Origin of the sequence: Blautia sp. MSJ-19, from assembly GCF_018918125.1 — a bacterium.
Lineage (GTDB): Bacteria > Bacillota > Clostridia > Lachnospirales > Lachnospiraceae > Blautia_A.
The window spans coordinates 165988-187853 of sequence record NZ_JAHLQA010000042.1; the positions used below are offsets into that span (position 1 = coordinate 165988).

Annotated in this window: 17 protein-coding genes and 1 tRNA gene; all 18 read left to right on the forward strand. The window is 45.5% G+C overall.

Annotated elements, in window-relative coordinates; all coding sequences use genetic code 11:
* Positions 1–2: 2 nt before the first annotated feature.
* The 18 genes from KQI91_RS14575 (at position 3) to KQI91_RS14660 (ending at position 21865) form a co-directional block, all read left to right on the forward strand.
* Positions 3–1319, forward strand: a complete 1317-nt coding sequence (locus tag KQI91_RS14575) for an ATP-binding protein (RefSeq protein WP_216393483.1) — start codon at positions 3–5, stop codon at positions 1317–1319.
* A gap of 34 nt (positions 1320–1353) precedes the next feature.
* Entirely contained in the window at positions 1354–2889 is a 1536-nt protein-coding gene (locus KQI91_RS14580; protein WP_216393484.1) for a Ppx/GppA phosphatase family protein, read from the forward strand.
* Between the two features lie 19 nt (positions 2890–2908).
* On the forward strand, positions 2909–5062 hold the full coding sequence (locus KQI91_RS14585; RefSeq protein WP_216393485.1) for an RNA degradosome polyphosphate kinase: 2154 nt from the start codon (positions 2909–2911) through the stop codon (positions 5060–5062).
* A 67-nt stretch (positions 5063–5129) separates the two neighbouring features.
* The gene (locus KQI91_RS14590) at positions 5130–6266 is read left to right on the forward strand and encodes a PTS transporter subunit IIC (RefSeq protein WP_216393486.1); all 1137 of its coding nucleotides are present in this window, start codon (positions 5130–5132) and stop codon (positions 6264–6266) included.
* A gap of 104 nt (positions 6267–6370) precedes the next feature.
* Positions 6371–6442: transfer RNA gene (locus tag KQI91_RS14595), tRNA-Glu, on the forward strand.
* A 184-nt stretch (positions 6443–6626) separates the two neighbouring features.
* A complete protein-coding gene (locus tag KQI91_RS14600; RefSeq protein WP_216393487.1) occupies positions 6627–8552 on the forward strand; it encodes a DNA gyrase/topoisomerase IV subunit B in 1926 nt (641 codons plus the stop codon).
* Positions 8553–8565: 13 nt separating this feature from the next.
* On the forward strand, positions 8566–10812 hold the full coding sequence (locus KQI91_RS14605) for a DNA gyrase/topoisomerase IV subunit A (protein WP_216393488.1): 2247 nt from the start codon (positions 8566–8568) through the stop codon (positions 10810–10812).
* 127 nt (positions 10813–10939) lie between these two features.
* The gene (gene rimP, locus KQI91_RS14610; RefSeq protein WP_216393489.1) at positions 10940–11404 is read left to right on the forward strand and encodes a ribosome maturation factor RimP; all 465 of its coding nucleotides are present in this window, start codon (positions 10940–10942) and stop codon (positions 11402–11404) included.
* A 49-nt stretch (positions 11405–11453) separates the two neighbouring features.
* A complete protein-coding gene (nusA, locus tag KQI91_RS14615) occupies positions 11454–12632 on the forward strand; it encodes a transcription termination factor NusA (RefSeq protein WP_216393490.1) in 1179 nt (392 codons plus the stop codon).
* A 3-nt stretch (positions 12633–12635) separates the two neighbouring features.
* A complete protein-coding gene (rnpM, locus tag KQI91_RS14620) occupies positions 12636–12917 on the forward strand; it encodes an RNase P modulator RnpM (RefSeq protein WP_216393491.1) in 282 nt (93 codons plus the stop codon).
* On the forward strand, positions 12901–13215 hold the full coding sequence (locus tag KQI91_RS14625; protein ID WP_216393492.1) for a L7Ae/L30e/S12e/Gadd45 family ribosomal protein: 315 nt from the start codon (positions 12901–12903) through the stop codon (positions 13213–13215). The genes rnpM and KQI91_RS14625 overlap by 17 nt, the downstream gene beginning before the upstream one ends.
* A 148-nt stretch (positions 13216–13363) precedes the next feature.
* Positions 13364–16021, forward strand: coding sequence for a translation initiation factor IF-2 (gene infB / locus KQI91_RS14630; protein ID WP_216393516.1), 2658 nt, complete (start codon positions 13364–13366; stop codon positions 16019–16021).
* Between the two features lie 11 nt (positions 16022–16032).
* Entirely contained in the window at positions 16033–16416 is a 384-nt protein-coding gene (rbfA, locus tag KQI91_RS14635; protein ID WP_216393493.1) for a 30S ribosome-binding factor RbfA, read from the forward strand.
* Positions 16417–16427: 11 nt separating this feature from the next.
* Positions 16428–17393 carry a DHH family phosphoesterase gene (locus tag KQI91_RS14640; protein WP_216393494.1) on the forward strand — a complete coding sequence of 322 codons (966 nt, stop codon included), beginning with the start codon at positions 16428–16430 and terminating at the stop codon, positions 17391–17393.
* Entirely contained in the window at positions 17393–18277 is an 885-nt protein-coding gene (truB, locus tag KQI91_RS14645; RefSeq protein ID WP_216393495.1) for a tRNA pseudouridine(55) synthase TruB, read from the forward strand. Before KQI91_RS14640 ends, truB begins: the two co-directional genes overlap by 1 nt.
* 29 nt (positions 18278–18306) lie before the next feature.
* Positions 18307–19209 carry a bifunctional riboflavin kinase/FAD synthetase gene (locus tag KQI91_RS14650; RefSeq protein WP_216393496.1) on the forward strand — a complete coding sequence of 301 codons (903 nt, stop codon included), beginning with the start codon at positions 18307–18309 and terminating at the stop codon, positions 19207–19209.
* A gap of 134 nt (positions 19210–19343) precedes the next feature.
* Complete coding sequence (gene rpsO / locus KQI91_RS14655; protein WP_015542977.1) at positions 19344–19610, forward strand: 30S ribosomal protein S15; 267 nt, start codon at positions 19344–19346, stop codon at positions 19608–19610.
* A gap of 161 nt (positions 19611–19771) precedes the next feature.
* The gene (locus KQI91_RS14660; protein ID WP_216393497.1) at positions 19772–21865 is read left to right on the forward strand and encodes a polyribonucleotide nucleotidyltransferase; all 2094 of its coding nucleotides are present in this window, start codon (positions 19772–19774) and stop codon (positions 21863–21865) included.
* Position 21866 lies beyond the last annotated feature (1 nt).

The window sequence follows — 21866 nt, forward strand, 5'->3', positions numbered from 1 at the left end:
AGATGACCAGAGTAAAAGAATGCGTGCTTTACAGAGGATTTGAGCACGGAGACATTTTAGATAAAATGACTGCATTGATGGATGCCAGTGAGAAATCTGCCGTTAATGCAAGTGAAATGGAAGAAGAATTTTATGAATGTGTAAATGGTCTGATAGAGATTGCGGGTTCTTATGGATTTTCCGGAAACCTGTGGCATGATTATCTGACACTTCTTCTGGTCAACCATGAAAATGCATTCAGTACAGCAAGTGAGATCCGCGGTGCGATCGAAGGAAGCATCAATCAGCTTGCATTGCATGATTTTGCGATTTTCAAAGAGTTGTATGATTTTGACCTGAATGTTCTGGACAAACTGTTCCATACATCCTGTTGCAGTATTCTGTGTAATTACGAAGCTCCACAGGATACCGGCAAAATGTTCAACAAGCGTATCCGTGACAGGATCTGCGATATGAGCAAGACACTTGCAGTTGCCAAAGATACTGACGAATTTATGGCAGATATGGTTCAGTTCTACAAAGATTTTGGTGTGGGTAAACTTGGCCTGCACAAGGCATTCCGTATCGATCATGATCAGAATGGCCGTGCAGTGATCGTGCCGGTTACCAGAATCGCGCATGTGAATCTGGAAGACCTGGTTGGCTATGAGATCCCAAAACAGAAACTGGTTGAGAACACGGAGGCATTTGTCAGAGGGAGAAAGGCAAATAACTGTCTGCTGTTTGGCGATGCAGGAACCGGCAAGTCTTCCAGTATCAAAGGTATTCTGAATAAATATTATGATGAGGGTCTGCGAATCATAGAGGTGTATAAGCATCAGTTTGTAGATCTGAATCAGATCATTGCACAGATTAAAGACCGTAACTACAAATTTATTATCTACATGGATGATCTTTCTTTTGAAGAATTTGAGATTGAATATAAATATCTGAAAGCAGTCATTGAGGGCGGGCTGGAACGCAAACCGGAAAATATCCTGATCTATGCGACAAGTAATCGTCGCCATCTGGTAAGAGAAAGAGCCGGAGACAAACTGGAAGTTGGAGCAGATGATGATATCCATTCCTCTGATACCGTACAGGAAAAGCTTTCTCTGGTATACCGTTTTGGTGTGCGTATCTACTTCGGTGCGCCGGACAGAAAAGAATTCCATACGATCGTCAAAACACTTGCGGAACGTAATGGTATTACAATGCCGGAGGATGAACTTCTTCTGGAAGCAGGCAAATGGGAGATTTCTCATGGAGGCCTGACAGGACGTACTGCGCAGCAGTTTATTGATCATCTCCTTGGAAAAGAGGAAACAAAGGAAGCGTAAAAATACATAACACAAATGGGAAGGAGTTTGGGGTATGGCAGCAACAACTTTTGCGGCGATTGACATAGGTTCCTATGAGATCAGCATGAAGATTTTTGAATTCTCAAAGAAAATAGGGTTTCGGGAACTGAATGATGTCAGATATCGTCTGGAGATTGGCAAAGGAGCATATTCTAAGGGACGTCTGGAACCGGAGATGGTAGATGAGATCTGTGTTATTCTGAAAGATTTCAGCGGCATGATGAAGGAGTTTGGGGTCTCTGATTATCGTGCATGCGCAACAAGTGCATTTCGAGAGATCGTCAATCCGGTGATCGTGCAGGAACAGATCTATCAGCGGACAGGAATCCGGATCGAGATCTTAAGTAATGCAGAACAGCATTTCCTGGGATATAAGTCTATTGCGGCAATTGAATCAGGTTTCAAGAAAATCATTCAGAAGGGGACAGCGATCCTGGATGTGGGTGGAGGAAACCTGCAGGTTTCTCTGTTTGACAAAGATGCGCTGGTAACGACACAGAGCTTCAAAATGGGAAGTATGCGCATCCGTGAAAGGCTGAAAGAGCTGGAAAAAACAACGACACATTATGATGAGCTGATCAAAGAATTTATTCGAAATGATCTGACGGCTTTTCAGAGGCTGTATCTCAAAGACCGAGACATCAGGAATGTGATTCTGATGGGAGATTTCCTGACAGATACAATCTTTCGTGAAGAGCTGGAAGACCATATCATAACCAGTGATGAATTCACGAAACGTTACGAAAAGACTATCTACAAGACGGAACAGGCACTTGCCGAGGAGATGGATATTGACCCGGAATATGCGTCTCTGGTCATTCCGACGATGGTTATCTGCAAGAGCTTTCTGGAGATATTCCAGGCAGAGTCCGTATGGGCGCCTGGAGTATCGCTGCTGGATGGAATTGCATATGATTACGGTGAAAAGAAAAAATTCATCAAAAGTGTCCATAATTTTGAAAATGACATTCTGGTAGCATCCAGAAACATAGCAAAAAGATATTCTACAGGAAAAGATCATATTAAAGGAACGACGGATATTGCACTGACGATCTTTGACAGCATGAAAAGAGTTCATGGAATGGGGGCGAGGGAACGTCTACTTCTGCAGATCGCAGTACAGCTTCACGACTGCGGAAAGTATATCAGCATGGCAGATGTGGCAGAGTGTTCCTACCGGATCATTATGGCAACTGAGATCATCGGGCTTTCAACAGAAGAACGTAAGATCATTGCCAGCGCTGTCAGATATAATACAACAGAGTTTGTCTACTATGGAAACTATGCCGATGGTCCGGGAATCGACAGGGAGCGCTATCTTCTGGTGGCAAAACTGACTGCGATCCTTCGCCTTGCAAATGCAATGGACCGCAGCCATTATCAGAAGGTAGAAGCTCTGAGAGTGGTACTGAAAGACCGAGAACTGCAGATGATCATTGATTCCAGCCGGGATATTTCACTGGAACTGGGGCTGCTTCGTGATAAAGTGCAGTTTTTTGAAGAAGTTTTTGGAATTCGTCTTGTATTGAAACGCAAACGCAGAGTGTAAGCGGGTGAGGAGGAAAATCATGGATCTTAGCAAATATGAAAAACCGGAATACTATGTAAACCGAGAACTGAGCTGGCTGAAATTTGACGAGCGTGTTCTGAGTGAAGCACGGGACAAAAGTCTGCCATTATTTGAACGACTGAAGTTTTTGAGTATCACATCTTCCAATCTGGATGAGTTCTTCATGGTTCGAGTGGCATCTCTGAAGGATCAGGTGCATGCCGGATATAAGAAAAAAGATATTGCAGGCATGTCGTCTGAGGAACAGCTAAAAGAGATAAGCAAACAGACACATGATCTGGTGCGTGTACAGTACAGTACGTTTAACCGTTCGGTTCTTCCGGCACTGGAAAAGGTAGGACTGCATCTGGTGGCAGAACATGAGAATCTGAGTGAAAAGCAGGCAGAGTTTGTAGACCGTTATTTTGAAGACAACGTATATCCGGTACTGACTCCTATGGCGATGGATTCTTCCAGACCATTTCCACTGATCAGAAATAAGACACTGAACATTGGTGCTTTGATTGCCAAGAAAAACAATAAAAAACATACAAAAGAACTGGAATTTGCGACAGTGCAGGTTCCATCTGTCCTTCCGAGGATCGTAGAGATCCCGTCTGCCAAAAAGGGTGAGAGAACGGTGATCCTTCTGGAAGAGATTATCGAACGAAACATCGGCAAACTGTTTTTAAGTAATGATGTAGTATGTGCACACCCATACAGAATCATGAGAAATGCTGACCTGACGATTGACGAAGATGAGGCAGAGGATCTTCTGGTTGAGATTCAGAAACAGCTCAAGAAACGTCAGTGGGGTGAAGTTATCCGTCTGGAAGCAGAGGAAAAAATGGATAAACGACTTCTGGATATCCTCAAAGAAGAATTTGAGATCAAAGACGCTGACATTTACAGCATTCAGGGACCTCTGGATCTGACTATGCTGATGAAAGTGTATGGGCTGGAGGGCTTTGATGAATATAAGAGTCCGAAATATACACCGGCTCCGGTACCGCAGTTCCAGAATGACAAGGACATTTTCCAGGTGATACGGGAGGGAGATGTATTCCTGCATCATCCATATATGAGTTTTGATCCGGTTGTGGATTTTGTGCGTCAGGCAGCAAAGGATCCGGGTGTCCTTGCAATCAAACAGACTCTGTATCGTGTCAGCGGACATTCTCCGATCATTGCGGCACTTGCACAGGCTGCAGAAAATGGAAAACAGGTATCAGTTCTGGTTGAGCTGAAAGCGAGATTTGATGAGGAAAACAACATTGTATGGGCGAAGATGCTGGAAAAAGCCGGCTGTCATGTTATTTATGGCCTGGTAGGTCTGAAAACTCACAGCAAGATCACACTGGTCGTTCGCCGTGAAGAGACCGGTATCCGCAGGTATGTGCATCTGGCAACCGGAAACTACAATGATTCTACAGCGAAACTGTATACGGATTGTGGCATCTTTACCTGTGATGAACGCTTTGGCGAGGATGCGACTGCTGTATTTAACATGCTTTCCGGTTATTCTGAACCGAAGAAATGGAATCGTCTGATCGTTGCACCGATCTGGATGAAAAATCGTTTTCTGCAGATGATTGAGAGAGAAGCAGAGAATGCAAAACAGGGAAAACCGGCAGAGATTACGGCAAAGATGAATTCGCTGTGTGACCCTGCGATCATTGCGGCACTTTATTATGCTTCCTCCTGTGGTGTGCAGATCAATCTGCTTGTCCGCGGCATCTGCTGCCTGAGAACCGGCATTCCGGGTATCAGTGAAAATATTCATGTACGTTCGATCGTTGGAGAATTTCTGGAGCACAGTCGTATTTTCTATTTCAAAAATGATGGAATTGATGAGATTTATATGGGAAGTGCAGACTGGATGCCGCGAAATCTTGACCGCCGGGTAGAAATTGTATTCCCGGTGGAAGATGAGCAGATCAAAAAAGAGATCATGCATGTGCTGGACCTGGAATTCCGTGATAATGTAAAAGCACATCTTCTGCAGCCGGATGGCACTTACGAGAAGCAGGATAAGAGAGGCAAAGCTCTTGTGAATTCTCAGATGGAATTCTGCGCAGAGGCACAGAAAAGGGCCAAAAAGCAGAAAAATGAAGAGAAAAAACATTCTCGCGTCTTTATTCCGGCAGAGCCTGTGGCAGATCCGGAGGACTGATCTGACCAGATTGCAGGAAGACTGAGATTCAGAACAAGACGGAGAGAAAAAGAGAGGAAAGAGAAAAATGAATAACGAAAAAGAGAGCTTTCTGAAAAGAAAGAATGTGATCATATCCTTCAAAAGATATGGCATTGATGCAATGGGATCCATGGCACTTGGACTTTTTGCGTCTCTTCTGATCGGTACGATCATCAATACCATCGGACAGAATGTCTGCCCGGGTAGTTTTGTTTCAGAAAAGCTGTTGGAGATCGGCGGTTATGCGACCAGCGTGACCGGTGCGGCGATGGCACTGGCAATCGGCTATGCTCTGCAGGCACCGCCTCTGGTCATGTACTCACTATGTGCAGTCGGGGCTGCCTGCAATGCGATCGGCGGCTCCGGCGGACCGCTGGCTGTGTTTTTTGTTGCGGTCATTACCTGCGAGATCGGGAAACTGGTTTCAAAGGAGACAAAGATTGACATTATCGTGACACCGGCAGTGACGGTTATTGTTGGTGTAGTTCTTGCCATGCTGCTGGCTCCGGTCTGCAAGAATATCTGTGATGCACTTGGAGCTTTTATCGGATGGGCGACGGACCTGCGGCCATTCTGGATGGGAATGATCATTTCTCTAGTTGTCGGAATCGTGTTGACACTTCCGATCAGTTCTGCTGCAATCTGTGCGGCTGTCGGGATCAGTGGCGGAGCAGTGCTTGCGGGCCTTGCTGACGGCAGCGTGACTATGGAGATCTGGAATGGTCTGGCACTTGCAGGCGGGGCAGCAACAGCAGGATGCTGTGCGCATATGCTTGGCTTTGCAATCTTAAGTTTTCCGGATAACGGAATTGGCGGATTTGTGGCGCAGGGGCTTGGCACATCTATGCTGCAGGTTCCAAATCTTATGAAGAAACCGGTTCTGTGGCTGCCACCGGTGATCACATCTGCAATCACCGGACCGATCGCAACCTGTGTGTTCCATATGAGAAATAATGGACCGGCGATTTCTTCCGGGATGGGTACTTCCGGTCTGGTAGGCCCGATCGGGGTTGTGACCGGGTGGGCACAGATGCCGGAAGGGTATCAGACAGGCGCCTTTGAATGGATTGGAATGATACTGATCTGTTTCGTGCTGCCACTTCTGATCACCTGGGTGATCGGCAAGATCTTTCGCGCAAAAGGCCTGATAAAACCAGGTGATCTGAAGATCGATCTTGGCTGAAAAATGGCGAAAAAACTGCCTTTAAAAAATTTTTTAAAAAAATTGAAAAAAAGGCTTGCATTTTCCGACAAGCTGATATATACTAAGTGAGTCGGTTGACGCAAGGCCAGTTGGTCAAGGGGTTAAGACGTCGCCCTCTCACGGCGAAAACACGGGTTCGATTCCCGTACTGGCTGCTCCAAATAAACGATAAGATGACCCGAACGGAAGGTTCGGGTTATTTTTTTGCCCTGAATGGAGAGAAAGTAGATCCGGAAGATAGTATTTGACTTTTTCGGGAAAAATCATGTATGATAAAGAACAAATGTTTGAGTAACAGAGATTTAAATAAAAAATAAGATAAGAAAGGAAAATAGATCGATGGCAAAAAAGGAAACCTACGATGCTGGGAGTATATCTGTTTTGGAAGGACTTGAAGCCGTCCGCAAACGACCGGGTATGTATATCGGAAGTGTATCGCGGAAAGGATTGAATCATCTGATCTACGAGATCGTGGATAATGCGGTGGATGAACATCTGGCGGGTTACTGCAGCCAGATACACGTAGTACTGGAAAAAGACGGATCCTGTACAGTAACAGACAACGGACGAGGAATCCCGGTAGATATGCATGAAAAAGGAATGTCTGCAGAACGTCTGGTATTTACTACGCTTCATGCAGGTGGTAAGTTTGATAATTCTGCGTATAAGACAAGCGGTGGTCTTCATGGTGTTGGTTCTTCAGTTGTCAATGCGCTTTCCACTTATCTGGATATCAAGGTAAGTCGTGACGGTTATGTGCATCATGACCATTATGAACAGGGTGTTCCGACCCTGGAACTTGAGGACGGACTTCTTCCGAAGCTTGGCAGGACAAAAGAGACAGGAACCTGCATCAATTTCCTTCCAGATCCGGAAATCTTTGAAAAGACTCGCTTTTCTGCGACGGATGTCAAGAGTCGTCTTCATGAGACGGCTTATCTGAATCCGGAGCTGACGATCATTTTTGAAGATTTGCGCGGAACGGAGCCGGTAAAGGAAGAGTATCATGAACCGGATGGTATTGTGGGATATATCCGAGATATGAACCACAGCACAGAGGCACTTCATGAACCGGTCTATCTCAAAGGCGAGGCAGACGGCATTCAGGTAGAGGTCGCTTTTCAGTATACCAATGAATTCCGCGAAAATGTTCTTGGCTTCTGCAACAACATTTATAATGCAGAAGGTGGTACTCATCTGACCGGATTTAAGACAACTTTTACGACGGTTATGAATACCTATGCCAGAGAAATCGGAATCCTGAAAGACAAGGATCCGAATTTTACCGGTGCAGATATCCGCAACGGAATGACGGCGGTTGTTTCCATCAAGCACCCGGCACCTCGTTTTGAAGGACAGACCAAGACGAAACTGGACAACCAGGATGCGGCCAAGGCGACCGGTAAAGTACTGGGCGAACAGCTGGTGCTCTATTTTGACCGTAATCTGGAAACGCTTAAGACAATTCTTTCCTGCGCAGAAAAGGCAGCAAAGATCCGTAAGACTGAAGAGAGAGCCAAGACAAATCTTCTGACAAAACAGAAATACTCTTTCGATTCCAATGGCAAGCTTGCCAACTGTGAGAAAAAAGATCCTTCACAGTGTGAAATCTTTATTGTAGAGGGTGATTCTGCGGGAGGATCTGCCAAGACAGCCCGAAATCGTAACTATCAGGCAATCCTTCCAATCCGTGGTAAGATCCTGAATGTTGAGAAGGCAACGATCGACAAGGTGCTTGCCAATGCCGAGATCAAGACTATGATCAACGCATTCGGATGCGGATTTTCAGAAGGATACGGAAATGATTTTGATATCAGTAAGCTTCGCTATGACAAGATCGTGATCATGGCCGATGCCGATGTCGATGGGGCTCATATTTCGACGTTGCTTCTGACACTGTTCTATCGCTTTATGCCGGAGCTGATCTACGAGGGACATGTATATATTGCCATGCCGCCTCTTTATAAGGCGATGCCAAAGAAAGGCCCGGAAGAATATCTGTATGATGATAAGGCTCTTGAGAAATACCGTAAGACACACAAGCCGGGAAGCTTTACCCTGCAGAGATACAAAGGTCTTGGTGAAATGGATGCAGAGCAGCTGTGGGAGACAACACTGAATCCGGAGACACGAAGAATGAAACGTGTAGAGATCGAAGATGCACGTCTCGCATCCAGTGTAACGGAGGTTCTGATGGGCAGTGAGGTGCCTCCTCGGAAGGCATTTATCTACGAACATGCAGCGGATGCAGAACTTGATGTATAAGGTGGGATAAGATATGGAAACAAAACAGGAAAATGTAATTCGTACCGATTATTCGGAGATCATGCAGAAGTCATATATTGATTATGCGATGAGTGTAATTATTTCCCGAGCCCTTCCGGATGTACGTGACGGACTGAAACCGGTACAGAGGAGAACTCTGTACGATATGTATGAACTGGGAATCCGATATGACCGTCCGTATCGTAAATGCGCACGTATTGTCGGAGATACCATGGGTAAATATCATCCGCATGGCGACAGTTCAATCTATGATGCACTTGTCGTCATGGCACAGGATTTCAAAAAAGGCAGAACCCTGGTGGATGGACATGGAAACTTTGGCTCGATCGAAGGTGATGGCGCGGCTGCGATGCGTTATACAGAAGCACGTCTGGAGAAGCTGACACAGGAAGTATTTTTAAGTGACCTTGACAAAAATGTAGTAGACTTTGTACCGAATTTCGATGAAACAGAGAAAGAACCGTCTGTGCTTCCGGTGCGTATCCCCAATATCCTCGTGAACGGGGCGGATGGTATTGCGGTTGGTATGGCGACAAGCATCCCTCCGCATAATCTTGGCGAAGTCATTGATGCGGTTAAAGCATATATGAAAGACAATACGATCAGTATCCGCGGACTGATGCGTTACATCAAAGGACCGGATTTTCCGACAGGTGGTATTGTGGTCAATAAGGATGACCTTCACAAGATTTATGAGACAGGAAGCGGAAAAATCCGTCTGAGAGGCAAAGTAGAAGTAGAGAAACTCAAAGGCGGCAGGAAACAGCTGATCATCACGGAGATTCCGTATACGATGCTCGGAGCCAATATTGGCAAGTTCCTGAATGACGTGGCATCTCTGGTAGAAACAAAAAAGACTACAGACATTGTAGATATTTCCAACCAGTCTTCCAAAGAGGGAATCCGCATTGTACTGGAACTGAAAAAAGATACCGATGTGGAAAATCTGACAAACATGCTGTACAAGAAAACGCGTCTGGAGGATACGTTTGGTGTGAACATGCTGGCAGTTGCAGATGGCAGACCGGAAACGCTCAGCCTCAAACAGATCATAGAGTATCATGTGGATTTTGTTTTTGAGATCACCACACGTAAGTATCATACACTTCTGGATAAAGAACTGGAAAAACAGGAAGTTCAGGAGGGACTGATCAAGGCCTGTGACGTGATTGACCTGATCATTGAGATCCTTCGTGGCAGCAAGAATCGGGAACAGGTTAAGAAATGTCTGGTAGAAGGTGTTACAGAGGGCATTAAATTCAAATCAAAAGCCAGCGAGAAAGCAGCAGCAAAACTTCTGTTCACAGAGAGACAGGCCAATGCGATCCTGGATATGCGTCTGTATAAACTGATCGGCCTGGAAATTGAAGCACTACAGGCAGAACATGAAGAGACGATGAAGAATATCGCTCTTTATAAAGACATTCTGGATAACTATGATTCTATGGCAGCCGTAATTATGAAAGATCTGGATGCCATCAAGAAAGAATATGGAAGAAAACGTCGCACTGCGATCGAGAATGCAGAAGAGGCAGTTTATGAAGAGAAGAAGATGGAAGAGATGGAGGTCTGCTTCCTGATGGATCGTTTCGGTTATATGAAGCTGATCGACAAGAATGCTTATGAGCGTAACAAAGAAGCCATCCATAATGAGAGTAAATATGTCTTTAACTGTATGAATACAGATAAGATCTGCATCTTTACAGATACAGGCAAGGTGCATACGATCAAGGCAGTGGACATTCCGCTTGGAAGATTCCGTGACAAGGGAACACCGGTGGACAATCTGAGCAATTATGACAGTGCGCAGGAGCGTATGCTCTATGTGGCTCCGGTCGGACGGCTTCGCACGGACAGACTGCTGTTTGTAACAAAGTCTTCCATGTGCAAACTGGTCGAAGGTGCGGAGTTTGATGTTGCCAAACGAACGATCGCATCTACAAAACTGGCAGAGGAAGATGAGCTGATTTTTATTGGCAGTGCTTCTGAAATGGAGCAGGTTGTGCTGCAGAGCCATAACGGGTGTTTCCTGCGTTTCCTGACACAGGAAATTTCAACGATGAAGAAGACCGCGCTTGGGGTGCATGGCATGAAACTTGCAGACGGAGATTACCTGGAGAATGCATATCTTCTGGCGGCACATCAGGAGTATACGATTTCTTATCATGACAGGGAATATGCACTGAATAAAGTACGGCTTGCAAAACGTGATACAAAGGGTGTAAAGCCGAGGATATAAAAAAAACCTTGCTTTTCCCATTATATGGTGCTAGAATAAGAATAACATGATAACGGACAACAAGAGAGTGGACTTCGGTCCACTCTTTTTGCGAGATGCTCCGTATGTGCGAAAGGCAGGTGGAAAAATGAGCAGACGGGATGAATACGAACAGAAGGCAGAAGCATTGCTGACACCGATCGTTGAGGAACATGGTTTTGAACTGGTAGATGTGGAATATGTAAAAGAAGCAGGAAACTGGTATCTTCGTGGATATATCGACAAACCGGAGGGAATCACCGTAAACGACTGTGAAGCAGTCAGCAGAGCATTCAGCGACAAGCTGGATGAAAATGATTTTATTGAAGACAGTTACATCATGGAGATCAGTTCACCGGGTCTTGACAGACCACTGAAAAAGGAAAAGGATTTTATCAGAAGCATGGGAAAACTGGTTGAGATCCGTACCTATCGTCCGATCGAGAAGCAGAAAGAATTCTGCGGAGTCTTAAATGCGTATGATGACAGTACAGTAACGATTGATGAGGACGGTTCCTTACGCACATTTGATAAAAAAGACATTGCCCTGATTCGTCTGGCAATTGAGTTTTAAATACGATGTTTCAAATAGGCTTTGATAAAATGAGGAGGAAATAACAAAAATGAACAAAGAGTTAATGGAAGCTCTGGATATTCTGGAGAAAGAAAAAAATATCAGCAAGGATACCTTGCTGGGTGCGATTGAACAGTCTCTGATCCAGGCTTGCAAGAACCATTTTGGTAAAGCGGATAACGTGCATGTGACCATTAATCCGGAAACATGTGATTTCAGTGTTTATGCAGAACGTGAAGTGACAGAATTTGTAGATGATCCTGCAATGGAGATATCTCTGGTAGATGCGCAGAAGATCAACACCAATGCAGAAATCGGGGATATGATCAAAGTTGAGATCCATTCCAAAGAATTCGGACGTATTGCAACACAGAATGCGAAAAACGTGATCCTTCAGAAAATCCGCGAAGAAGAGCGCAAAGTTCTTTATGATCAGTATTATGGAATGGAAAAAGAAGTTGTCACAGGTATCGTACAGCGTGTGATGGGCAAAAATGTCAGTATAAATCTTGGTAAGGCAGATGGTATCCTCAGCGAGAATGAACAGGTCAAGGGTGAGGAATTTGAGCCAACAGAAAGAATTAAGGTTTATATCCTTGAGGTAAAAGACACACCGAAGGGACCACGTATCCTTCTTTCCAGAACACATCCGGGACTTGTAAAACGTCTCTTTGAATCAGAAGTGGCAGAAGTAAAGGATGGAACTGTTGAGATCAAGAGTATTGCCAGAGAAGCAGGCTCCCGTACAAAGATCGCTGTATGGAGCAATGATCCGGATGTAGATCCGGTTGGAGCATGTGTTGGTATGAACGGTGCAAGAGTTAACTCTATCGTAGAAGAACTTCGCGGTGAGAAGATCGACATTATCAACTGGGATGAAAATCCGGCAATCCTGATCGAAAATGCACTGAGTCCTGCAAAGGTCATTGCAGTTATGGCTGATCCGGATGAAAAGACTGCTCTGGTCGTTGTTCCGGATTATCAGCTTTCTCTTGCAATCGGTAAAGAAGGACAGAATGCACGTCTGGCAGCACGTCTGACGGGCTTCAAGATCGACATCAAGAGTGAGACACAGGCAAGAGAATCCGGTGATCTCTATGATTATGATGAAGAAGATGAGTACTACGACGAAGAGGAAAGCGAAGATTCTGATGCAGCAGAGTCAGAAGAAATTACCGAAGAAGCAGAGACAGAAGAAATCTTTGCAGATGATCTGACAGAAGAATAATTTATGAAAGCAAAAAATAAAACACCTCTGCGCCAGTGTACCGGCTGCAGAGAAATGAAAAGCAAAAAAGAAATGATCCGTGTACTGAAGACACCGGAAAATGAGATCGTGCTTGATGCAACGGGCAGAAAGAACGGGCGAGGCGCCTATGTATGTCTCTCTCAGGAATGCCTGGAAAAAGCCGTAAAGACCCGGGGTCTGGAACGGTCACTGAAGACTGCGATACCGGATGAGGTCTATGAGGACCTGAAAAAGGAGTTAAACAATATTGAAAAACAACAATAAAGTTTTATCGCTGCTGGGACTTGCCACGAAAGCAGGCAAAGTTGCCAGTGGAGAATTCTCCACAGAGAAATCTGTGAAGACAGGAAAAGGTTTTCTGGTACTGGTTGCAGCAGATGCATCCGAGAACACCAGAAAAAAATTCCGTAACATGTGTGAATTTTACGAAGTACCGGTATATTTCCTCGCGGATAAAGAGGAACTGGGAAAATTCTGTGGCAAGGAATTTCGTGCCAGTCTGGCGGTACAGGATGAAAACTTTGCGAAAGCAATGATCAAGGAACTGGAGAAGGAACAGTAACCGAAACAAGATCCGGAGTCATTGACGTGAAGGAGGAATCAATGTGCCGAAGAGCAGAGAGCAGGAACCTGCCAGAATAAGAGAACATTTATCACAAAGGGGAAAGGAGCAGATTACCAAGGTGGATAATTCCAGAACAGATGAAAAAATGGTAACAACCAAACCGGAAGCAGAGAAGACAGAGGCTCCCAAAAAGAAAAAAAATATTATTCGTGTATATCACGCACAGAATGCAAGTGACGGTGGCAAAAACAGACCAAAACGTCCTGCATCAGATAAAAAACCGGCTGCAAAACCGCAGCAGAGAACACAGACTGTAAAACCGGCAGAAGCAGCTGCACAGAAACCGGCTGCAGAAGCACCGAAAAAGCCACAGACAGAGGCTCAGGAGACAAAGAGGCCGGCTGACAACAGACAGGCAGCACCGGCACAGTCTCAGGCAAGACCGCAGAGACAGGAACAGTCCGGTTACAATAACAACAGAAATCAGAACCGCCAGAATCGTGACGGAAGAGACAACAATCGCGACAATCGTGGTGGAGACAACAGAGGAAACCGCGACTTCCGCGGCGGCGAGAGAAGATTCTCCGACCGCAATGGAAACGGCGGACAGGGTCGTCCGAACCGTGACGGAAACCGTCCGGCAAGACCGCAGGGCGAAGGTCGTCCGGCACGTCAGGGTGACGGAAACGGCCGCCCGATGAGAGGACAGGGCGGACGTCCGCAGCAGGGTGGTCAGGGAAGACCACAGCAGGGCGGCAACGGAAGACCAGACGGCAACAGAGGAGGCTTCGGCGGAAATAACCGCGGTGGACAGAGATCCGGTGGCGGAAGAAGAGACAACGATGCCGTATTCACACCAGAGCTGACCAAGACATCCAAGGACAGCAAGAGAGAGCGTGACAGAGAGAATAAGAACAAGAAGAAAGACTTCGAGAAATCCGGTGCAGGACACAATCGCCCGAACCAGGGTGGAAGAAGAAACCTTTCCAGAATCCCGAAGGCTCTCCAGAAACCAACTCCTCAGCCGAAACAGGAAGAGAAGAAACCAGAAGTAAAAGAGATTACACTTCCAGAGAAGATGACCATCCGCGAACTGGCAGAAGCAATGAAGATGCAGCCGTCTGTGATCGTTAAGAAACTTTTCATGGAAGGAACCATGGTAACTGTAAACCATGAGATCGATTTCGAAAAAGCACAGGAGATCGCTCTGGACTACGATATCATTGCAGAGCCGGAAGAAAAAGTAGACGTTATCGGCGAACTCCTCAAAGAAGAGGAAGAAGACGAAGCAGATATGGTTTCCAGACCGCCTGTAGTATGTGTTATGGGTCACGTTGACCATGGTAAGACATCCCTCCTGGATGCGATCCGTGATACCCATGTAACAAGAGGCGAGGCTGGTGGAATCACACAGCATATCGGTGCATCTGTTGTAGAGATCAACGGACAGAAGATTACATTCCTGGATACACCGGGACATGAAGCATTTACCGCTATGCGTATGCGTGGTGCAAACTCCACAGATATCGCAGTTCTCGTTGTAGCAGCAGATGATGGTGTCATGCCGCAGACAGTAGAGGCGATCAGCCATGCCAAAGCAGCAGGCGTTGAGATCATCGTTGCGATCAACAAGATCGATAAACCAAGTGCAAACGTAGAGAGAGTAAAACAGGAACTTTCCGAGTATGAACTGATCCCGGAAGACTGGGGCGGAAGCACCATCTTCGTACCGGTATCCGCGCACACAGGAGAAGGAATCGACACTCTGCTTGAGATGATCCTTCTTTCCGCAGAAGTTCTGGAACTCAAGGCAAACCCGAACCGTGCAGCCAGAGGTCTTGTGATCGAGGCACAGCTTGACAAAGGCAAAGGACCGGTTGCTACGATCCTCGTACAGAAAGGTACTCTCCATGTCGGAGATTTCATCGCAGCAGGTGCATGCAGCGGTAAAGTACGTGCCATGATGGACGACAGAGGAAGAAGAGTCAAAGAAGCAGGACCATCCACACCAGTTGAGATCCTTGGTCTCAGTGATGTTCCGAACGCAGGTGAGATCCTGATGGCATTCCCGAGCGATAAGGAAGCCAAGAACTTTGCAGCTACCTTCGTTACAGAGAACAAGAAACATCTGCTTGAAGAAACCAAAGGCAAACTTTCACTGGATAATCTGTTTGACCAGATCCAGGCAAGTGACCTCAAGGAGCTGCCGATCATCGTCAAAGCAGACGTACAGGGATCTGTTGAGGCTGTTAAACAGAGTCTTACCAAACTTTCCAACGAGGAAGTTGTTGTCCGCGTGATCCATGGTGGTGTTGGTGCAGTCAATGAATCTGACGTATCCCTTGCTGCAACTTCCAATGCGATCATCATCGGATTCAACGTTCGTCCGGATGCAATGGCAAAACAGCTTGCAGACCAGGAAGGCGTAGATCTTCGTCTCTACAGAGTTATCTATCAGGCGATCGAAGACGTAGAAGCAGCTATGAAGGGTATGCTTGATCCGGTATTCGAAGAAAAAGTCATCGGTCATGCAGAAGTCCGTCAGCTGTTCAAAGCATCCGGTGTCGGTACGATCGCAGGAAGTTATGTCCTGGATGGTATCTTCCAGAGAAACTGCAAGGTTCGTATCACACGAGAAGGTGAGCAGATCTTTGAAGGTGAGCTTGGCTCTCTGAAACGATTTAAAGATGATGTCAAAGAAGTTAAGGCCGGATATGAGTGTGGTCTTGTATTTGACGGATTCAATGATCTGAAAGAAGAAGATAAAGTAGAAGCTTATATCATGGTAGAAGTACCTAGATAGGAGAATCATAAATGAGAAAAAACAGCATTAAGAATACAAGGATCAATGGTGAAGTGCAGAAAGAACTCAGCACGATCATCAGAAATGAAGTCAAAGATCCTCGCATTCATCCAATGACTTCTGTTATGGCTGTGGAAGTTGCACCGGACCTCAAAACCTGCAAGGCATTTATCAGTGTCCTTGGCAGCAAAGAGGCCAAGGATGCAACCATCCAGGGTCTCAACAAGGCAGAAGGATATATCAGAAGACAGCTGGCAAAGAATCTGAATCTCAGAAATACACCGGAGATCCGTTTCATCCTGGATGAGTCGATCGAATATGGCGTAAATATGTCAAAACTGATCGACGATGTTACCAGAAGAGATGCTTCTTTAGGGAAGTCTGAGGAAGAATAAGAGGTGTGTCTATGAAGAATATAGCGGAAGTACTGGAAGGTGTAAAAACAATAGGAATCGGCGGTCATATCCGCCCGGATGGAGATTGCGTCGGTTCCTGTATGGCACTGTATCTGTACATCAAAAAATATTTTCCGGAAATAGATGTAACTGTTTATCTGGATCATCCGAAGCCGATTTTTGGACATATCGAATCCATAGATGAGATAAAAACAGAAGCAGATGAAGGAAGACTCTTTGATCTGTTCATTACCTGTGATGTCAGTGCCAGAGACCGTCTGGCACTGGCTGATAATCTGTTTGAACAGGCAAAGAAAACAGTCTGCATTGATCATCATGTGAGCAATCCGGGATTTGCAGATGTGAATCATATCCGTGGAGAAGTGAGTTCCTGCTGTGAAGTGTTATACGGACTTCTGGATCCGGAAAAGGTCGTCCTTCCAATCGCGACAGCTATTTATACAGGGATGATCCATGACACAGGTGTATTTCAGTATTCTTCGACTTCGCCGGAGACCATGCGCATTGCCGGTGAACTGATGAAGACAGGAATTCCGTTCAGCAAGATCATTGATGAGTCTTTTTATCAGAAAACATATATTCAGAATCAGGTTATGGGAAGGGTTCTTGCAGAAAGCATTCTTCTCCAGAACGGTACATGCATCATTGGTTATCTCCGCAAAAAAGATATGGATTTTTACGGTGTGACAGGAGGAGATCTGGATGGCATCGTCAGCCAGCTCCGTCTTACAAGAGGCGTGGAAGCAGCTATTTTTCTTTATGAAACAGAGTCACAGAGTTTTAAAGTCTCTCTGCGCTCAAATGGAAAACTGGATGTAAGTAAAGTGGCTGTATTTTTTGGTGGTGGCGGTCATACAAGAGCTGCCGGATGTGATCTGCAGGGGTCTATGTATGATGTGATCAACAATATCACTGCAGAAATTGAAAAACAGCTGGCAGAAGAGGAGAACGCATAATGGATGGCGTATTGAATATCCGCAAAGAAAAAGGATATACTTCTTTTGATGTAGTGGCAAAACTTCGCGGCATTCTTCATATGAAAAAGATCGGACATACAGGGACACTCGATCCGGAAGCAGAAGGCGTGCTTCCGGTAGTCCTTGGCAAAGCGACCAAACTGGTAGACCTTCTGACCGAAAAACAGAAAACATACGAGGCTCTTCTTCATCTGGGACTGGAAACAGATACACAGGATATGACAGGAACGGTTTTAAATGAAAAGCCGGTCACTGTTTCTGAAGAGAAAGTAAAAACTGTGATCGAGAGTTTTCTTGGGGAACAGCAGCAGATTCCGCCGATGTACTCTGCACTGAAAGTAGATGGAAAGAAACTCTACGAGCTTGCCAGAGAGGGCAAGACGGTGGAACGAAAAGCCAGAGAGGTTCATTTTTATGACATTGAGATACAGGAGATCGATCTTCCCTATGTGCGTTTCTCTGTGACTTGCAGTAAGGGAACCTATATCCGTACCTTGTGTCATGACATTGGACAAAAGCTTGGATGCGGCGGCTGTATGGAGGAATTGTTCCGTACCAGATCAGGAAATTTTGTCTGGGAGGACAGCATGACGCTTGCACAGGTTGAGGATGCGGTAAAAAACGGTACCATTGAAGACCGGGTGATCAGTATCGGGCAGGTCCTGAAAGATTATCCGGAAATTTTTTGCACCCGGGAGGGTGACAGGCTTCTGGAGAACGGGAATGCACTTGCAGAGAGATTTGTCCGTGGAGAAGATAAGGAAGGCTGGGTGCGTATGTGCGACAGCAGAGGCGAGTTTAAAGGAATTTATCAGTGGGATAAAAACAAAAACCGTTATCAGCCGCAAAAGATGTTTTTATAGTCAATTGTAATCAGGAGTAACAGCATAATATGGAATACGTAAGAATTGACGGACAGTTTCCGAAATTTACCCGGAGTGCGGTAACACTTGGAAAGTTCGACGGGATTCACCGTGGGCACAGAAAACTGATTCAGACGATTCTGGACAGAAAAAAAGAATATGGAGAACTGGCAGTTGTCATGGCTTTTGTTTCGGACAGACAGACGATTCTCACTTCTGCAGAGCGGCGCATGCTGCTGGAAAAGATGGGCGTGGATGTATTACTGGAATGTCCGCTGAATGAACAGGTCCGTCACATGAAGGCAGATGGTTTTATCCGACAGATTCTCAAGGGGGATCTTCAGGCATCCTGCGTGGTGGTAGGAGAAGATTTTCGTTTTGGCTATGAAAGAAAGGGAACACCGGAACTTCTGGAACGATACGGAGAAAAATATACGTATGATACGGTTGTCATTTCAAAGGAAATGGAAGGCAATCGCAAAGTCAGCAGTACCTACATCCGTGAAGAACTCAAAAAAGGGAATATGGAAAAGATCACAGAACTTCTTGGAAACCCGTTTTTTACGGCAGGAACGATCGAACATGGAAGAGGAATGGGACACCGGGATTTCTTTCCGACAACCAATATCATTCCGCCAAAGTCAAAACTGATGCCGCCAAATGGAGTTTATGTAACAGTTTCGCACTTTGCAGATGGAGATTATCCGGGAATTACGAATGTTGGATACAAACCGACGGTAGGTGAAAGCTTTCTTGGAGTAGAGACAAATCTTTTTGACTGTGACCGGGATCTTTATGGCGAAAAGTGTGTCGTTGATTTTTATAAATTTATCCGCCCGGAACAGAAGTTTGCTTCATTTGAGGCTTTAAAAGCACAGATCCGCAGAGACATCGAGACAGGAAAAGATTATTTTCTGTCCGGCTCAAAATAGTTGTTTACAATGCCATATGTTTTATGCTATACTAGTCGAGGTGTAATTCAGCCCATATTCAGAGATTGGAATCTCCAACCGTTTCTTAATATGTGGCGGTTCATTAATTATTATATTTTAAGGAGGAAATCACAATGATTTCAAAAGAAAAAAAACAGGCAATCATGAAAGAATATGCAAGATGTGAGGGTGACACAGGTTCACCGGAAGTACAGGTTGCAGTTCTCACAGCAAGAATTCAGGAACTGACAGAGCATTTACAGACACATCACAAAGATCATCATTCCAGACGTGGTCTGCTGAAGATGGTTGGACAGAGACGTGGACTTCTGGCATACCTGAAGAAAACAGACATCGAAAGATACCGTGCACTGATTGAAAAATTAGGTTTAAGAAAATAATTAGTATGCGGACGGGGCGGATGACCATCCGCCCCATTTTTAAATGCAAAAACAGGAGTTATTTCCGAGACTACTGAAAAGTCCATTGTCTGCAGTGCATTTTTCAGTTGTTTCGGGCTTCTGTTTGTAAAGACTAACACAGATTTTAAAGGAGAAAACATATGTACAAAAGTTATTCTATGGAATTAGCCGGCAGAACACTGACTGTAGATATTGGTCGTGTTGCAAAGCAGGCAAATGGTGCAGCACTGATGCATTATGGCGATACAACTGTACTTTCCACAGCAACAGCATCCAAAGAACCAAGAGAAGGAATCGATTTCTTTCCTCTGAGTGTTGAATATGAAGAAAAAATGTATGCCGTAGGCAAAATCCCGGGAGGTTTCAATAAAAGAGAAGGAAAAGCAAGTGAGCATGCGATTCTGACATCCCGTGTCATCGACCGTCCGATGCGTCCTCTGTTCCCGAAAGATTACAGAAATGACGTAACACTGGTCAACATGGTTATGTCTGTAGATCCTGAGTGCAATCCGGAAATCCCGGCTATGCTTGGTTCTTCCATCGCAACCTGCATTTCCGATATTCCGTTTGACGGTCCGTGCGCTACCACACAGGTAGGTCTGATCGATGGCGAATTTGTCATCAACCCGTCCCTGGCTCAGAAAGAACTTTCTGACCTTCAGCTTACAGTTGCTTCCACAAGAGAAAAGGTTATCATGATCGAAGCCGGCGCAAACGAAGTACCGGAAGACACCATGATCGAAGCAATCTACAAAGCTCATGATGTAAACCAGGAGATCATCCGCTTTATTGACAAGATCGTAGCAGAGTGCGGCAAAGAGAAACATCTCTATGCTTCCTGTGCAGTACCGGAAGAACTGTTCGAGGCAATCAAGAAGATCGTTCCGTCTGAAGAGATGGAAGAAGCTGTCTTCACAGACGACAAACAGACAAGAGAAGAAAACATCCGCGAGATCACAGCAAGACTTCAGGAAGCATTTGCTGACAATGAAGAATGGCTGGCTGTTCTCGGAGAAGCAGTATATCAGTACCAGAAGAAGACTGTCCGCAAGATGATCCTCAAAGACCACAAACGTCCGGATGGCCGTCAGATTACACAGATCCGTCCTCTGGCAGCAGAAGTAGATATTATCCCGAGAGTTCATGGTTCTGCTATGTTCACACGTGGACAGACACAGATCTGCACAATGACAACTCTGGCACCTCTTTCCGAGGCTCAGAGAATCGACGGACTGGATGAGTTTGAAACATCCAAGAGATATATGCATCACTACAACTTCCCGTCCTATTCTGTAGGTGAGACAAAACCATCCAGAGGACCGGGACGTCGTGAGATTGGCCACGGTGCACTGGCAGAGAGAGCTCTTGTTCCGGTACTTCCGTCAGCAGAAGAGTTCCCGTATGCGATCCGTACTGTATCTGAGACATTTGAATCCAATGGTTCCACTTCTCAGGCAAGTATCTGTGCATCTACCATGTCCCTTATGGCAGCAGGCGTACCGATCCGCAAACCGGTTGCAGGTATCTCCTGTGGTCTGGTTACAGGCGCAACAGATGATGATTACATCGTACTGACAGATATCCAGGGACTTGAGGACTTCTTTGGCGATATGGACTTTAAGGTTGCAGGTACACATGACGGTATCACAGCGATCCAGATGGATATCAAGATCCATGGTCTGACAAGACAGATCGTAGAGGAAGCAATCCGCAGAACAAAAGAAGCGAGAGAATATATCCTTACAGAGGTTATGGAGAAATGCATCGCTGCTCCGCGTGACCATGTAAATAAATATGCTCCGAAGATCGTTCAGATTCAGATCGATCCTCAGAAGATCGGTGATGTAGTCGGACAGAGAGGAAAGACTATTAACGCGATCATCGAGCGCACAGGTGTTCAGATCGATATTACAGATGAAGGTGCTGTATCTATCTGTGGTGTTGACCAGCATGGTATGGATGAAGCGAAGAAAATGATTAAGACAATTGCAACGGATTTTGAAGCAGGACAGATTTTCGAAGGTACTGTTGTAAGCATTAAAGAGTTTGGTGCATTTGTTGAGTTTGCTCCTGGAAAAGAAGGCATGGTTCATATTTCCAAGATCAGTGATCACAGAATCAATCGCGTAGAAGATGTTCTGACACTTGGTGACAAGGTAAAAGTAATCTGCCTTGGCAAAGACAAGATGGGAAGAATGAGTTTCAGTATTAAGGATGTACCGGAAGAAGCATAAA

Bases quoted from the DNA above. Each gene is read 5' to 3' on its own strand.
- KQI91_RS14575 (WP_216393483.1), top strand. From the start codon at position 3: ATGACCAGAGTAAAAGAATGCGTGCTTTACAGAGGATTTGAGCACGGA.
- KQI91_RS14580 (WP_216393484.1), top strand. From the start codon at position 1,354: ATGGCAGCAACAACTTTTGCGGCGATTGACATAGGTTCCTATGAGATC.
- KQI91_RS14585 (WP_216393485.1), top strand. From the start codon at position 2,909: ATGGATCTTAGCAAATATGAAAAACCGGAATACTATGTAAACCGAGAA.
- KQI91_RS14590 (WP_216393486.1), top strand. From the start codon at position 5,130: ATGAATAACGAAAAAGAGAGCTTTCTGAAAAGAAAGAATGTGATCATA.
- KQI91_RS14600 (WP_216393487.1), top strand. From the start codon at position 6,627: ATGGCAAAAAAGGAAACCTACGATGCTGGGAGTATATCTGTTTTGGAA.
- KQI91_RS14605 (WP_216393488.1), top strand. From the start codon at position 8,566: ATGGAAACAAAACAGGAAAATGTAATTCGTACCGATTATTCGGAGATC.
- rimP (WP_216393489.1), top strand. From the start codon at position 10,940: ATGAGCAGACGGGATGAATACGAACAGAAGGCAGAAGCATTGCTGACA.
- nusA (WP_216393490.1), top strand. From the start codon at position 11,454: ATGAACAAAGAGTTAATGGAAGCTCTGGATATTCTGGAGAAAGAAAAA.
- rnpM (WP_216393491.1), top strand. From the start codon at position 12,636: ATGAAAGCAAAAAATAAAACACCTCTGCGCCAGTGTACCGGCTGCAGA.
- infB (WP_216393516.1), top strand. From the start codon at position 13,364: ATGGTAACAACCAAACCGGAAGCAGAGAAGACAGAGGCTCCCAAAAAG.
- rbfA (WP_216393493.1), top strand. From the start codon at position 16,033: ATGAGAAAAAACAGCATTAAGAATACAAGGATCAATGGTGAAGTGCAG.
- KQI91_RS14640 (WP_216393494.1), top strand. From the start codon at position 16,428: ATGAAGAATATAGCGGAAGTACTGGAAGGTGTAAAAACAATAGGAATC.
- truB (WP_216393495.1), top strand. From the start codon at position 17,393: ATGGATGGCGTATTGAATATCCGCAAAGAAAAAGGATATACTTCTTTT.
- KQI91_RS14650 (WP_216393496.1), top strand. From the start codon at position 18,307: ATGGAATACGTAAGAATTGACGGACAGTTTCCGAAATTTACCCGGAGT.
- rpsO (WP_015542977.1), top strand. From the start codon at position 19,344: ATGATTTCAAAAGAAAAAAAACAGGCAATCATGAAAGAATATGCAAGA.
- KQI91_RS14660 (WP_216393497.1), top strand. From the start codon at position 19,772: ATGTACAAAAGTTATTCTATGGAATTAGCCGGCAGAACACTGACTGTA.